Consider the following 13,272-nt stretch of genomic DNA (forward strand, 5'->3'; position numbering starts at 1 on the left):
TCAGTTCACCAGCCCGGTCACGTCCACGCCGCTGGCCGTGCCCAGCCCCGCCAGGGCCCGCCACACGCCGCCCTGCGCCTGGGTCAGGCTGAATTCGGCCTGCGAGACCTGCAACTGCGCCTGCTGCACCTCCACGGCGGCGGCGGTGCCGGCTTTCAGGCGGGCCTGCGCCTGGGTCAGGGCGGTGCGGGCATTCTGCAGGGCCTCGCGCGCCAGGGCCACGCGCTCCTGGGCGTCCTGGGCGGCGCGGTAGGCGTCGCGCACGCCGGTCTGGGCGGCGCGCAGGGCGTCGTCCAGGGTGCGCTGGGCATTCTGGGCCGCCACCCGGGCGTCTTCCAGGGTGCGGGCCGGCGTGTAGTCATTGTCGGATAAGCGCACCTGCAGCGCCGCCAGGGCCGCGCCGTTGGCCGCCTGCACCAGACTGGGCAGGCGTTTTTCCAGGCCCGCCTGCAGCGCGGCCAGGGTCACGCTCAGCTTGGGGGCGGCGGGCGGGGCGCTCAGGTTCAGGTCGCCCTGCAGGTTCAGGGTGCGGGCCAGGCTGGCTTCCAGCACCGGCAGGCTGGCCCGGGCGCTGGCGAGGTCCTGGCGGTCACTGTTCAGGGCGTTCTGCGCGCGGCTCACGTCCAGCGCGGTGGCCGTGCGCGCCGCAAGGCGGGCCTGGGCAATCTTCAGGTTGCGTTCGCTCAGGCCCACCTGCGCGCCAGCCAGCGTGACCCGCGCGGCGCCCTCGTACGCAGACAGATACCCGCTGATGGCCGCTTGCGCCGCGCCCAGCTTGGCGGCGTCCAGCACGGCGGCCTGGGCCGCCACCTCCTGCTCGGCCTGGGTGAGGGTGGTGATCAGGCTGGTGGGGTCGGCGCGCACCGCGCGCAGGTTGGCCTGGGCTTTTTGCAGGCTGGCGCGGGCGCTGGTCACGTCCACGCCCTGCGCCAGCGCGCGCGCCACCGCCGAGGGCAGCGTGAGGGCCGTGGCGCTCTGGACTGTGGCGTTCTGGGCATAGGCGCCGCCCAGGGTCAGCAGAAGGGGCAGCAGCAGGCGCAGGGCGGGCAGGGGGGAACGGGTCATGGTTGGCCTCCGGTGGGCAGGGGGGCGGGAAGGGTGGGCAGCAAGGGATCAAGGTCAGCGGTGGCCTGCGCCAGCGCGAGGCCCGCCAGGGCCACACTGTCCTGGGCGGCCTGCAGCGCCTGCCGGGCCTGCAGCAGGGTCAGGTCAGCCTGCGCCACTTCCAGCGCGGTGCCCAGGCCCGCCTGCAGCCGGGCGCGGGCGTTCTGCACGCCCAGTTCGGCAGCCTGCACGCGGGTGCGCGCCGCCTGCAGGCCCGCGCGTTCGTCGTCCAGGGCGCTGAAGCGGGTACGCACGTCCAGTTCGGCGGCCTGCCGGGCACTGGCAAGGCCCAGTTCAGCCTGTGCCGCGCCCAGTTCGGCCTGGGCCAGGGCAGCGTCCTGGGGGCGGCCCAGGAGGGGCAGCGAGGCATTGAGCGACAGGGCCACGCCACTGACCGCCGCGCCGGTGTCGCGCAGCGGCACGCTGGCCTGCACGCCCAGGACCCCGGCTTTCAGGTTCAGGCTGGCGCCCACGGTGCGCCCGGGGTTGCCCTGGGCGTCGGCCAGCTGGCCGGCCCGCACGCTGGCGGTCACGTCGGGCAGCCGGGCGTCCAGGCGCGCCGCCGAGAGGCCAGCCTGGGCATCGGCCAGCGCCGCCTGGGCGCGGGCCACCTCGGGGCGCTGGCGCAGGGCGCGGGCCAGCAGGGTGTCCAGGTCGCCGGCCGGGGTGAGGTCGGGCAGCGGAGCGGTCAGGACGGTGGGGGCGACAGCCACCGGCGTGCCCAGCAGCCGGGTCAGGGCCTGGGCCGCCTGGGTCACCGCGCGGGCGGCCGTGTCCTGCCCCGCCACCGCCGCTTCCAGGGCCGCGCGGCGCTCCAGCACCCCGGCCTCTGTCGCCAGGCCGCCCGCGCGCTGGGCTTCAGTGACCGTCAGCAGGCGCTCGGCCAGGGCGCGCCCGGCCTGGGCCGCTTCCAGCCCGGCCTGGGCGCGGCGCAGGCCACCCAGCGCCTGAAACAGCGCCGCCGTCTGGGCCGCCCGCGCGGCGCGCAGGTCCAGGGCGGCAGCAATCAGGGCCCGCTCGGCGCTGCGCACGGCCGCCAGCGCGGGCGACCAGGGCAGCACGGCCACGCTGGCGCTCAGGGTCACCGTGGCCGCGCCCTTCCACTCGCCGCCGTCCCAGGGCACGCGGCTCAGCGAACTGTCGGCGCCGGCGGTCACGCTCAGGCCGGCGCGGGTGCGGGCACTTTGCAGCGCCAGAACCGCCGCCTGGTAATTCAGGTCGGCGCTGCGCCAGCCCGGCGAGGCGCGCAGGGCGAGCAGCAGGTCGGGCAGGCCCAGGCCCGCCGGGGCCGCAGTGGCTGGGGCCGTGGTAGCTGGGGGAGACGTGGGCGGCGGTGGCGGCGCGCTCTGCGCCTGGGCGCCAGAAAGCAGCAGCGCGGCGCACAGGGCCAGCAGCGGCGCCCGGGAACGTGGGGGAGGGACAGGCATGAACACCTCGGTGGCAAGAAGAGGGGCGGGAAAGCGGGAGCGGCTCTAGCGTGTGGCGGGGAAGCGGCGGGCGTCATCCCCCCTTCGGCGTATTCGAGTCAGGACTCAGTTATGGGCAAGGATCAGGGAGCGAGGCCCGGCCACAGGACATCCAGCAGGCCGCGCACAAAGCGTCCGGCGTCCACGGGCGTGCGCCCAGGCGGCGGCATCACCTGTTCCTGGTGAATGAAATGCGTCAGGGCGCCCACCACCGTCAGGGCCGTCACCTCGGCGTCCAGCGGGCGCACGCGGCCCAGGGCCACCTCGCCTTGCAGGTAGCCCGTGATGGCCTGGGCGTCGGCGCGCATGGGGTCGTCCAGGCGCTCCAGCATGGGGTTGTGGCTGGGGTCGTGGCCGCGTGAGAACACCACAGTCAGGCGGGGCACCAGGGCCTCGGCTTCGCGCAGCATGCTCAGTGCAGCGCGCTCCAGGTTGCGCCGCACCTCGCCCTGGCCCACCGCCGACAGGAGCGCCGCGCGCCACTGGCCGTAATCGGTAAGGCCAAGGGCGGCCGAGAACAGGTCCTCCTTGGTGGGAAAGCGGTTGAAGAGGGTGCCCTCGGACACGCCCGCGCGGCGCGCAATCGCGGCGGTGGTGGCCGCAAAACCCTGTTCCAGAAAGACCTCCTGCGCCGCCGCCACAATCTGTTCATCGGTAATCTGCCGGGGGCGTGCCATAACTGAGTCTTAACTCAATTACTCGCCGGCCATCTGTCGGGGAGGGCACAAAGAAGGGGGGAAGGGGAGAGGTCAGGCCGCAGAACGGAAGGGCCAGCGTCGCTAAAGGAAGCCTCAACTCAGCAGTCAAAGTGGGGTTTGGGCCCTCTGAAACACCGTTTTCTCTCGTCTGCCCTGTTCCTGTCGCTCAACCCTGTTTCCATGCTGACCCCCATTCATTTAGGGTGGGCCGCATGAGCGTCCCTCACCGCTTCAGCCCTGCTCGAACACCCGCCGTCACCCTGCTTGGCGCCGCCCTGCTGGCCCTCAGTGCCTGCGGCCAGAACCCCTCCCCGGCGGCCGACCAGCCCCGCCTGAGCGCCCAGGCCGCGCAGGTCTACCGGGTCTCGTGTACCGCCACCAGCGGGCCCCGCACCCTGGAGGACATTGGCCGCTTGGCCCTGAACCCGGGCGATCAGGTGCTGCTGCAGCGGGGCTGCACCTTTCCGGCCACCGCTTCTTCCGCCCTGCAGGTCAGCCGCTCGGGCACCAGCGCGGCGCCCATCACCTTCGGGGCGTACGGCACGGGGGCGGCGCCGGTCATTCGCCAGAGCGGCCAGAATTCCACGGTGCAGATCCGGGGCTCGTGGCTGGTGTTTCAGGATATTGCCCTGGTGGCCGATCCGCTGCCCGCAGCCGGGGGCGGCGTGCGCTGCACCGCCCAGCCGGTGGGCTGGCTGGTGGGCTGGGAGGTCTGGGGCACCCGCAACACCCTCAACCGCGTCTCGGCGCGCGGCTACATGACGGGCGTGATGCTGGTGCGCGGCGACGGCACCCTGGGCTCTCACAGGGTGCTGAACAGCAGCTTCTTCAATAACTCGGTGATGCAGACGAACACCCCCGGCGGCGATGACGATTCCGGCGCCTGGGGCGTGCTGGTGAACAGCAGCAACAACGAGATTGCGTCGAACCGCTTTACCGGCCACTCGGCCTGCAGCGAGGACTACGGGCGCGACGGTGCCAGTGTCGAGATTTACCAGTCCAGCAACAACTGGGTGCATCACAACGAAACCCACGAGGACGTGGCCTTTGTGGAACTGGGCGGCACGCCGGCCCTGCCCAGCCGCAACAACCGCATTGAGGACAATGTGTATATGCCGGTGCAGACGGGCGGCGCTTTCGTGACACTGCGCGGCGCCCGCAGCAGCTGGGGCGCCAACCCCGGGACCTCGGTGCGGCGCAACACCTCGTATCTGGCGGACCTGGGCATCACCTGCTCGGACGGCTGCTCGGCGCAGATTCTGGTGGCCGAGGACAACAAGCTCTGGGAGCGGCAGACCTCCAGCGGCCTGAGCACCAAGACCTTCGCCTTCTGGGCCGACGCCCCTGTGTCCGAGCGGCGCAACACCTTCTGGCGCGACGATGGGCGCCCGGTCGCCAGCATCGACGGCGGCTCGCTGGACAGCACCGACCGCATCGCCCCCTTCACCCGCCCCACCGCCACCTTCTAGGCCCGTGGCGACCCAGCAGACCGAACAGGCGGGCCTGACCCACCACCACATCGTGGCTGGGGACGTGCGGCTGCATTACGTGGCGGCGGGCCCTGTGGACGGCCCGCCCGCCGTGTTGCTGCACGGCTTCCCCGAGTTCTGGCGCGCCTGGGAGCGGCAGATGGGCCCGCTGGCCCGCGCGGGCTTCCGGGTGATCGTGCCGGACCTGCGAGGCTACAACCTCAGCGAGAAGCCGGCTGGCGTGGAGGCCTACGCGCTGCACACGCTGCAGCAGGACGTGGCCGGCCTGATCCGCGCCCTGGGCTACGAGCAGGCGCATGTGGTGGGCCACGACTGGGGCGGCATCATCGCCTGGGCGCTGGCCATCCGCCAGCCAGAGGTGGTGCGCAGGCTGGTGATTCTGAACGCGCCTCACCCAGGCGCTGCCCGCCGGGTGAGGCGCCAGCCCGCGCAGTGGCGGCGGTCGTGGTACATCTTCCTTTTTCAGCTGCCCTGGCTGCCCGAGCGCCTGTTGGACCGCTTTGGCCAGTGGGCGCTGCAGGGCGTCAACCCGGCCGCCTACACCGACCGGGACCGCGAACTGTACCGGCAGGCGTGGCACCAGCCGGGCGCGGCAACCGCCATGATCAATTACTACCGGGCGCTGCGTCTGGCCGGGCGAGGCCACAGCGGCCCGCTGCAGGTGAGCGCGCCCACGCTGGTGCTGTGGGGAGACCGGGACGTGGCCCTGCTGCCCGAACTGGCTGACGGCCTGGAGCGCTGGGTGCCCGGGGTGCGCGTGGTGCACTTTCCCCACGCCAGCCACTGGCTGATGCGCGACGAGCCGCTGCGGGTGAACAACCTGATCGCCGAGTTCCTGGCGGAGGAGGCGGAGCAGAGGAGCTAATGGCCTTGCCTGGGCAGAGCGGCGCCGTACTGCCCCAAAGAGAAGAGGCCCCAGTGACCGGGGGCCTCTTTCCCGTGCCGCAGATTCGCTCAGGGCTGCGAAGGGCTGGCGGGTGAGCGCAGCAGCGCCTGGGCCTGGTCTAGATGCTGCTGAATGATGGGCGCCTGGGCGTTCGCCAGCGCCACCACTTCGGCGTCCTTGCCCGCTGTGCGCTCGTTCTGGATCAGGCTGAGGGTCATCTGGTGGGCCACCACCTGCTCCTGCAGGTACGCGGCGTCAAACGCGGCGGCATTCAGCCCGGAGAGCGCCGAAACCTTCAGCTGCAGTTCGGGGGGCAGGGCCGTGGGCAGCGGCACGCCCCGCGCGGCGGCCAGGGTGCTCACCTGATTCTGGGCGGCGGTGTGGTGGTTAATAAGCATCTGCGCGTAGGTCCGCACGGCGGCGGTGTTGCTCTTGGACAGGGCCACCTGCGACGACTGGATTTCAAACAGGTTGCTGCCGGTCATCGCCTGCAGAAACAGGCCGTCCACGGTGCCGGCGTTGGGCGGCGTCATCATGGCCGGCGCGCAGGCCGCAAGCAGGGCGGGCAGAAGAATCATCGTGGCTTTCGTTCGCATCACAACCTCCCAGGCCGCGCACGGGGCGCAGTCCTTCTGACATGTACCGCTCAGGGGCAAGTGTGGTGCAGGGCGCCGGCCCAGACCCGCCGGGTCCCATGAATGGCCCTGAAGCTGTTTCAAGGGTGGGCCATGAGGGCCCTGCGCAAAGCCTTATTGGGGGCAGAGGGCGGGGCCGCGTCGCTTCCGCCGCAACCTGGCTGGGCAGCCCCCAGGCAGCGGGGTACACTGCCCCCATGCCCCCTGCCGCGCGCGTTGGTGACAACCACACCTGCCCCCTGTACGACGGCAAATCGCCCCATGTGGGCGGGCCAGTCAACATGGGCAGCCCCACGGTCATGATTGGCCGCATGCCGGCGGCCCGCGTGGGCGACATGTGCGTGTGCTCTGGCCCGCCCGACACCATCGCCCGGGGCAGCGCCACCGTGTTTATCAACAAGAAGCCCGCCGCGCGTCTGGGCGACATGACGGCCCACGGCGGCGTGATCGTGGCCGGGGCCCCCACGGTGAATATCGGGGGGTAGAGCGGGCCCCAGCCCAGGCTGCTTGCCTCAGTTCAGCGGGCTCTCGGGGGCGCCCTCCCAGTTCAGTTCCTCGGGGGGGCCGGGGCGGCCCAGCAGAAAGCCCTGGGTGCGCTCCACGCCCAGGTCGCGCACCTGCAGCAACTGGGCGGGGGTTTCCACGCCTTCGGCCACCACGTCCAGTCCCAGGGCGTGCCCCAGCGCCACGATGGCCTGCACGATCCGGTAGGCCCCCGGCGAGTCCTCCAGGGCCTGCACGAAGGTGCGGTCCACCTTCAGGGTGGTCACCGGCAGGGTCATCAGGTAATTCAGGGCCGAGTTGCCAGTGCCGAAATCGTCAATGCTCAGGCGCACGCCCATGGCGCGCAGTTCGGCCATGCGGCGCGACACGCCTTCGACATCGCGGATGATCATGCGTTCGGTGAGTTCCAGTTCCAGATCGCGGCCCTGCAGGCGCCAGCTCTGCAGCGCCCGGCGCACCACGTCCACAAAGTCGTCCCGGACAAACTGCGCGGGCGAGACATTCACGCTCATGCGCTCTATGGGCCGCCCGGCCTCGCGCCACGCGGCCAGCTGGCGGCAGGCCTCGTTCAGCACGTAGGTGCCGATGGGAATGATCAGGCCCGTGTCCTCGGCCACCGGAATGAAGGTGGCGGGCGAGACATGACCCAGCGCGGCGCTGTGCCAGCGCAGCAGGGCCTCGGCGCCGCGCACCTGCCCGGACAGGTCGTGCAGCGGCTGGTACACCACCTGCAACTCGCCGCGTTCCAGGGCGCCGCGCAGCCCCACCTCCATGCTGGAGCGGGCCGTGCCCGCCGCGTTCATTTCCGGGGCGTAGAAGGTCACGTTGTTCTTGCCGCCCTGCTTGGCGCGGTACATGGCGAGGTCGGCAAAGCGCTGCAGGTCCAGCGCGTCGGCGCCGTCGTCGGGGTACAGGCTGACGCCAATAGAGCCCGTCACATGGGCCTGGGCGCCGTCCAGGGGGATAGGCTGGCGCAGCCGGTCCAGAATCTTGGCGGCCACCAGCGCGGCGTCCTGGGCACTGTGAATGCCCAGCAGCATCACCGTGAATTCGTCGCCGCCCAGCCGGGCCACCGTGTCGTTGCGGCGCACGCTGTCCTGCAGCCGCGCGGCCACCTCGCGCAGCAGTTCGTCGCCCGCCGCGTGGCCCAGGGTGTCGTTCACCGCCTTGAAGCCGTCCAGGTCAATAAACAGGACAGCCACCTTGCGCCGCTCGCGCACGGCGGTGGCAATGCCGCGCTCCAGGCGGTCCTGAAACAGCGCGCGGTTGGGCAGGCCGGTCAGCACGTCGTGCTGCGCCTGGTGGGCCAGCCGGGCCTGACTGGCTTCCAGTTCGGCGGTGCGTTCGCGCACCTTGCGCTCCAGGTCGTCGGTCAGCTCGCGCAGGGCGGCGTTGGCGCGGTTCAGTTCAGCGGTGCGGCGCTGCACCCGCCCTTCCAGTTCGCCGGACAGCTGGCGCAGCTGGGCGGTCAGGCGGGCGTTGTCCACAAAGGCCAGCACCTGCCGCACCACCACCAGCGCCGTGACCAGCAGCGTGCCCCACAGCACCCCCCGCGCCGCTGGGCCCGGCGCCCCGTGCGTGGCAATCAGCAGCGCAAAGGCCGCTGCCAGCGCCACGTAGGGCAGAAACAGCGCGGCGCGGTGCAGGGCCGCCAGCGGCGCAAACAGCGCGTGCTCCTGCGGCGGCCGGAACGAGGCGGCGGCAAACAGGGTGGCCCCCAGCGCCCAGAACACGTCCGGCCACGAGCCTTCCTGGTAGGTGCCCGCCGCGCCCAGCACGATAAACGCCTGATCCGCCACGATCAGGGCCAGCAGGCCAGCCGCCAGCAGCGTTTCCCGGGGCCCCGGGCGGGCGCCGCCGCGCAGCGAGATCAGCAGCAGGATGCTCAGCAGCAGCAGGTCGCCCACGGGGTAGGTCAGCCCGATCATGGCGGCCACGGGTTGCCCGGCATACGCCTTCAACACGCCCCACAGCACGTACTGCCACGCGTACACCCCCACGGCGGCCATGATGATCGCCACGTCCACGCCCAGGCGCAGGGTGTCCCAGCGGGTCAGCGGCGGGTGCCGGAAGCGCAGAAAGCCCCAGGCATACAGCGCCAGGGCCAGCAGAAACCCGATGTCCGCCACCGAGGGAAACGGAGGGTCCTGGCGCACCAGCAGCAGGTAGGCGTACAGCGCCTGCCCCACGCCGAACGAGATCAGCCCCGCGCCCAGGATGCGCCACGCCGCCCGCTCGTCCCCGTGGCGCCGGGCGTTCCACAGGCAGGTGAGGCCCGCAAAGATGAAGGTGGGAATGTAGATCAGGCTGCTGATCCACAGCCGGGTCACAGGGTCGCCCTGGGGAAAGGCCACCCACAGGGCATGCAGCCCCAGCAGCAGCGCGCACAGGGCAAAGGTCACGCGCCCCGGGGCCGGGGGCAGAAGGCGGCTGGGCGAAGATGGTGGGGAAGACGACATGGGGCGACCTCGGGCACCAGGGCGGCGGTGGGGGCCAGCAGGGCGGTCTCCGGGGCGGACAGAAGCGCTGAGGGCTTTACCTTACCTCAGCTGGGCGCCGCCCCCCGGCCGGGCCCCGGTAACGGCCCCGTAACAGGGCGGGCGCACGCTGCCCCTGGCTACCGCCGTGGCCGGCCGGAGGACCCCATGTTCAAACACATCTTTGTCACCACTGACGGCAGCCCCTGCGGCGACGCGGCGCTGCCCCTGGCGGCCGGGCTGGCCGACACCTGCGGCGCGGCCCTGACGGTCGCCTACGTGGTGCCCGATCTGCTGGCGGGCCACGAAGGCCCTTACGTGCGCGACTACGTGCAGGAGCTGGCTGAGGCCCAGGAACAGGGCCGCAGTGTGCTGCGCCGGGCGGCCACGGCGCGCCCCGGCACCCAGACGGTGCTGCTCGACAGCCGCGCCAGCACGGTGGCCCGCAGTCTGCTGCGCGGTGCCCAGACCCAGGGCGCCGACCTGATTGTGATGAGCACCCACGGCCGCAGCGGTCTGGGCCGTCTACTGCTGGGCAGCGTGGCCGAAGAAGTAACCCGCCACGCGGCCGTGCCGGTGCTGCTGGTGCGCGCGGGCGACCCGGCGCCGCAGACGAGCAGCAGTGAAGCCCCCGCCTAGGCGCGCCCCAGAGCCGCCTGCGGGCCCTGTGGCGACAAAGAGAACGTGTTCCCAGGCCACACCGCGTTCCACACGAACAGGGTCGCTGGACTGGGTAACGCCACTCTCGAAGCGCGACCAGCAATGGTGCAGACAGTTTCAGCATGCCATAGAGGACAGCTTGACAAACACGCTGTTTTTCCCCTCCCCCCTCGTGGGGGAGGCCGGGAGGGGGGCGGCGAGTGGGGCGTGCCAGACGACCTTTCTGCCATGGGCCACCCGCCACGCTTGAATACTGTTCGCACCATTGAACCAGCCAAAGGGAGCGAAAAAGTGCTGGCCCTGACAATCAGGCTACCCTGGAAGATCAGCGGCTGGGCCAGCCAGTGGTCACGTGACCGCGTGCGGGGAAAGCACGGCTCGCCCAGCCCCTCCCAGAGCGGTCACCCCATATCCTGATACGGTTTCCGAAACAGGCCATCAGGCGTGACGGAATTGTTTCGACCAGACTGACCGGGCTACGCAGCAGAGGGAAAGGGTACAGAGGTCCAGGTATTGGGCTGGCACAGCGCCGAAGGCGGGAAACATCCAGAAAAGAGCTGGATGGTCCGGAAGTGGACGGAAGCGCGGCTGAAGGGTTCATCTTAGAGGGCGGGTGGCGTGGCGCCCAGGGGGTGCTCTCCTCCCCTGGACGCCACGCATGACTGCTGCCGCCCCCCTCCTGAACAGCGGCCCCGGGTTATGCGGGCGCTGCTCCGGTCGCCGTACGCCAGCTCAACACCCCGAGTTCGGGCGGCCAGGGCGCGGGCAGCGGCAAAGGTGCAGGTCCCCTGGCCGCCGTGATCAGCCCCTCACGGAGAGGCGGCTCACACAGCGGGGTGGGGGAAGGCGGCCCTAGCGGCCCAGCGCAAAACCCAGCGCGGTGCTGCCCACCGTGAGCAGGCCGAACAGCAGTTCGCGCAGGCCGATCACCGTGGCGCGCGCCGGGCGGCGCTGGCTGGACAGGCCGTGGGCGGCGCGGGCCAGCAGCGCCCCAAAGGCCAGCACGCTCAGCGTGGGCACCAGGTCCAGGGCAGCCAGCGCCAGCATTCCGCCCAGCGCCAGGACGTGCGCCAGCACCGGACCACGTCCGGGGGCGGGCGCGCCGCGTTCCAGCCGCAGCCGCGCTCGCACGTACAGAATGCTGACCGCTGCCCGCGTGCCGGCCACTGCCCACAGCGCCCAGGCCACGCGGGCGTCGCCGCCCCCGGCCAGCACCAGTGCGGGGGCGGCGGCGGCCAGGGCGGCGGCCCCGGCGATCTCGGGCAGCAGGTCGCGGCCACGGTTGTGGGCGTCAAAGCGCAGTTGCAGCAGGGCCAGGGGCGCGGCCAGCAGCAGCGGCCAGCCCCAGGAGCCCCCGGCCAGCGCCAGCGCCGCCAGCCCGCACCCCAGGGCCAGGGCGGCGTACAGCGCCGCAAAGCGCTCGGCCCACGCGGTGCGCGGATACCGCTTGCCCCGGCGGCGGTCATTCAGCGCCAGTTTGAGCGGGTGACGGGTCAGAAACAGGCTGGCTGCGGCGCCCGCCAGCAGCGCGCCGCCCGCAGAGGGAACGAGCAGCAGCGCCAGCACCAGGGGTTCAAGCAGCAGACTCCAGCCGCCATGCTCGGCGGGCAGGGCAATGGGCCGCAGGGGTAACCGGCGGGGCTGGGGGGTCGGGGCAAGGGGGGCAGCAGTCACTTTGGGGGCTCCTTGGGGCGGGGCTCAGGGGGTGGGGGGTGCGTCCCGGCGGGTCAGGGTCACGCTGAAGGTGGCGCCTGCCGGGCCCGCGCGCAGGGCCAGCGGGGTGGTGTCGTCCAGCCGGGCCAGTTCGCCGGGGTTCAGGGTCAGGGTGGTGCCGGGGGTGCACAGGGTCAATTCACCTGACAAGGCCGTGACCAGCACCTCGTGGCCGGGGTGGGCGTGGGCCGGGATCTCGCCGCCCGGTGGCAGGGCCCGGAGCAGCACGCGCACGCCCGGGGTGCGCAGCAGTGGGCCGGGGGTGCTCAGTTGCTCAAGCATGGCCCGCCTCTGCCCGGCGGTAGGCCTCTGGCGTGGGCAGAGGCTGGCCCGCCACGTGCCGCTCAATCACGGTGCGCATGCGCGCGGCGCGGCCGTACAGTTCGGCGGCGCAGTCGGGCGGCAGCTGCTTTTGCAGAACCTGCGCCCACAGCGCCAGCCACGCGTCAAAGTGCGCGGCCACCAGCCCCAATCCGTCGTGGGCAGCCACCGGCGCGCCGTGATAGCTGGCGGGGCCGCCGGCCACCGTGATCCAGAACCGCACCATCTTGGGCAGGTGCTGCGCCCACCAGCGGCCCGGGTCGCCCCCGGCCGCCTGCGCAAAGACTGGGCTGAGCTGGGGGTCAAGGCGGGCGCGGGCATAAAAGCCGTGCACCAGGCGCTGCGCGGCGGCCTCGCCGCCCACGCGGTCGTAGAGCGTCATCATCGGTGGTCCTCCAGGGGAGCGGCATACCAAAAGTGGACAAACCTATCCGGATTCAGCTTAGGCCCGCACCCCCCGGGCCGGTCAGGGCCATTTATCCCTGGCCGCTCCGTAACGGCCCCGTAACTGCCCTGCGCGCATCCTGGCCTCCGAATGGTGCGGGGATGCGGCCCCGCGCCCCCCGAGGAGGACTCATGCAGCAAGTTGCGTTTATGGGCGCCCTGCCGCGCGGGCGCACCGCCCCGGCGCCAGCGCGCTTCAGGCGCTGGGCCAGAAGGCACGGTGCTGAAGCCCACGTCCGTTTCTCTGCAAGAGACCGGATGCCCTTGCCGCCGCGTGCAGGCCCACCGGGAGGTCCGGCGCCTACCTGCCCCTGACCCGAATCGCCCGTTCCGCCGTCCCCTGTTGCCTCACCTTCTTGCCAAAGGAGCCCTATGTTCCGGCACATCCTGGTGCCCGCCACCAACCATCCGGCCAGCGCCCACGCGGCGCAGCAGGCCTACCGGCTGACCCGGGCGCTGGGCGGGCGCGTGACCCTGCTGTGGGTGCTCAGCAGCGACCGAGCGGCCAGCCGGGAAGAGGCCCAGGCGCAGCTGCAGGCCCTGGCAGCGGGGGCCCGCCGTCCCCCGGCCACCGCCCTGCTGTCCCCCGGCAGCCAGGAGGCCGCGCCGGCCATTGCCGCGTTTGCCGCGCGCAGCGGCGCCGATCTGATTGTGCTGGGGGTGGGCGGTGACGGCAGCGCCGCCGACGACGCGCAGGGCACGTTGGCCCTGGCCCTGGCGGCGAACAGCGGCCTGCCGGTGCAGCTGGCCTGCGCTCCGGCGCCCACGCAGGCGGCGGGTGGCCGCCCCTGGCAGCGCGTGGTTGAAGACGCCCGCCGCGTTCCCCGGGCAGCGGGAGCACCGGGGCGACCCAAGCCGTCCTGATCCCCACACG

At 72.0% G+C, this 13,272-nt stretch carries 13 protein-coding genes; 5 read left to right on the forward strand and 8 right to left on the reverse strand.

Annotated elements, in window-relative coordinates:
* From K7W41_RS09760 to K7W41_RS09770, 3 genes are all read right to left on the reverse strand, one after another.
* Positions 1 to 1,065 (reverse strand): TolC family protein, encoded by a 1,065-nt coding sequence (locus K7W41_RS09760; RefSeq protein ID WP_224607434.1) that lies wholly within the window; start codon positions 1,063 to 1,065, stop codon positions 1 to 3.
* Positions 1,062 to 2,531, reverse strand: coding sequence for a TolC family protein (locus tag K7W41_RS09765; RefSeq protein WP_224607436.1), 1,470 nt, complete (start codon positions 2,529 to 2,531; stop codon positions 1,062 to 1,064). Before K7W41_RS09765 ends, K7W41_RS09760 begins: the two co-directional genes overlap by 4 nt.
* A 122-nt stretch (positions 2,532 to 2,653) precedes the next feature.
* Positions 2,654 to 3,247 (reverse strand): TetR/AcrR family transcriptional regulator, encoded by a 594-nt coding sequence (locus tag K7W41_RS09770; RefSeq protein ID WP_224607439.1) that lies wholly within the window; start codon positions 3,245 to 3,247, stop codon positions 2,654 to 2,656.
* 233 nt (positions 3,248 to 3,480) lie between these two features.
* Between K7W41_RS09770 and K7W41_RS09775 the strand changes: the two genes are divergently transcribed.
* Positions 3,481 to 4,737 carry a polysaccharide lyase domain-containing protein gene (locus K7W41_RS09775; RefSeq protein WP_224607443.1) on the forward strand — a complete coding sequence of 419 codons (1,257 nt, stop codon included), beginning with the start codon at positions 3,481 to 3,483 and terminating at the stop codon, positions 4,735 to 4,737.
* A 4-nt stretch (positions 4,738 to 4,741) separates the two neighbouring features.
* The gene (locus tag K7W41_RS09780; protein ID WP_224607446.1) at positions 4,742 to 5,623 is read left to right on the forward strand and encodes an alpha/beta fold hydrolase; all 882 of its coding nucleotides are present in this window, start codon (positions 4,742 to 4,744) and stop codon (positions 5,621 to 5,623) included.
* Positions 5,624 to 5,712: 89 nt separating this feature from the next.
* Here K7W41_RS09780 and K7W41_RS09785 read toward each other — a convergent pair whose 3' ends face one another.
* Positions 5,713 to 6,240: a DUF4142 domain-containing protein gene (locus K7W41_RS09785; RefSeq protein ID WP_224607448.1), complete on the reverse strand. Its 528-nt coding sequence runs from the start codon at positions 6,238 to 6,240 to the stop codon at positions 5,713 to 5,715.
* 236 nt (positions 6,241 to 6,476) lie between these two features.
* Here K7W41_RS09785 and K7W41_RS09790 point away from each other — a divergent pair, with 236 nt between their 5' ends.
* On the forward strand, positions 6,477 to 6,764 hold the full coding sequence (locus K7W41_RS09790; RefSeq protein ID WP_107137390.1) for a PAAR domain-containing protein: 288 nt from the start codon (positions 6,477 to 6,479) through the stop codon (positions 6,762 to 6,764).
* Positions 6,765 to 6,791: 27 nt separating this feature from the next.
* On the opposite strand, the gene K7W41_RS09795 is transcribed toward K7W41_RS09790, so the two are convergent.
* Positions 6,792 to 9,242, reverse strand: a complete 2,451-nt coding sequence (locus K7W41_RS09795; RefSeq protein ID WP_224607450.1) for a putative bifunctional diguanylate cyclase/phosphodiesterase — start codon at positions 9,240 to 9,242, stop codon at positions 6,792 to 6,794.
* A 186-nt stretch (positions 9,243 to 9,428) separates the two neighbouring features.
* Here K7W41_RS09795 and K7W41_RS09800 point away from each other — a divergent pair, with 186 nt between their 5' ends.
* Complete coding sequence (locus K7W41_RS09800) at positions 9,429 to 9,899, forward strand: universal stress protein (RefSeq protein WP_224607452.1); 471 nt, start codon at positions 9,429 to 9,431, stop codon at positions 9,897 to 9,899.
* Positions 9,900 to 10,772: 873 nt separating this feature from the next.
* Here the strand turns inward: K7W41_RS09800 and K7W41_RS09805 are convergent.
* Genes K7W41_RS09805 through K7W41_RS09815 form a run of 3 tightly spaced genes read right to left on the reverse strand, consistent with a single transcriptional unit; the run spans position 10,773 to position 12,339 of the window.
* A complete protein-coding gene (locus K7W41_RS09805; protein WP_224607454.1) occupies positions 10,773 to 11,594 on the reverse strand; it encodes a YwiC-like family protein in 822 nt (273 codons plus the stop codon).
* A 24-nt stretch (positions 11,595 to 11,618) separates the two neighbouring features.
* Positions 11,619 to 11,915, reverse strand: a complete 297-nt coding sequence (locus tag K7W41_RS09810; protein WP_224607456.1) for a cupin domain-containing protein — start codon at positions 11,913 to 11,915, stop codon at positions 11,619 to 11,621.
* A complete protein-coding gene (locus K7W41_RS09815) occupies positions 11,908 to 12,339 on the reverse strand; it encodes a truncated hemoglobin (protein WP_224607458.1) in 432 nt (143 codons plus the stop codon). Before K7W41_RS09815 ends, K7W41_RS09810 begins: the two co-directional genes overlap by 8 nt.
* 431 nt (positions 12,340 to 12,770) lie before the next feature.
* On the opposite strand from K7W41_RS09815, the gene K7W41_RS09820 reads away from it, so the two are divergent.
* On the forward strand, positions 12,771 to 13,262 hold the full coding sequence (locus K7W41_RS09820) for a universal stress protein (protein WP_224607460.1): 492 nt from the start codon (positions 12,771 to 12,773) through the stop codon (positions 13,260 to 13,262).
* The last annotated feature ends 10 nt before the right edge of the window (positions 13,263 to 13,272 follow it).

The organism is Deinococcus multiflagellatus (genome assembly GCF_020166415.1).
Lineage (GTDB): Bacteria > Deinococcota > Deinococci > Deinococcales > Deinococcaceae > Deinococcus > Deinococcus multiflagellatus.

Coding starts and splice junctions, on each gene's coding strand:
- K7W41_RS09800 (WP_224607452.1), top strand. CDS start 9,429: ATGTTCAAACACATCTTTGTCACCACTGACGGCAGCCCCTGCGGCGAC.
- K7W41_RS09790 (WP_107137390.1), top strand. CDS start 6,477: ATGCCCCCTGCCGCGCGCGTTGGTGACAACCACACCTGCCCCCTGTAC.
- K7W41_RS09815 (WP_224607458.1), bottom strand. CDS start 12,339: ATGATGACGCTCTACGACCGCGTGGGCGGCGAGGCCGCCGCGCAGCGC.
- K7W41_RS09770 (WP_224607439.1), bottom strand. CDS start 3,247: ATGGCACGCCCCCGGCAGATTACCGATGAACAGATTGTGGCGGCGGCG.
- K7W41_RS09810 (WP_224607456.1), bottom strand. CDS start 11,915: ATGCTTGAGCAACTGAGCACCCCCGGCCCACTGCTGCGCACCCCGGGC.
- K7W41_RS09765 (WP_224607436.1), bottom strand. CDS start 2,531: ATGCCTGTCCCTCCCCCACGTTCCCGGGCGCCGCTGCTGGCCCTGTGC.
- K7W41_RS09820 (WP_224607460.1), top strand. CDS start 12,771: ATGTTCCGGCACATCCTGGTGCCCGCCACCAACCATCCGGCCAGCGCC.
- K7W41_RS09775 (WP_224607443.1), top strand. CDS start 3,481: ATGAGCGTCCCTCACCGCTTCAGCCCTGCTCGAACACCCGCCGTCACC.
- K7W41_RS09795 (WP_224607450.1), bottom strand. CDS start 9,242: ATGTCGTCTTCCCCACCATCTTCGCCCAGCCGCCTTCTGCCCCCGGCC.
- K7W41_RS09760 (WP_224607434.1), bottom strand. CDS start 1,065: ATGACCCGTTCCCCCCTGCCCGCCCTGCGCCTGCTGCTGCCCCTTCTG.
- K7W41_RS09785 (WP_224607448.1), bottom strand. CDS start 6,240: ATGCGAACGAAAGCCACGATGATTCTTCTGCCCGCCCTGCTTGCGGCC.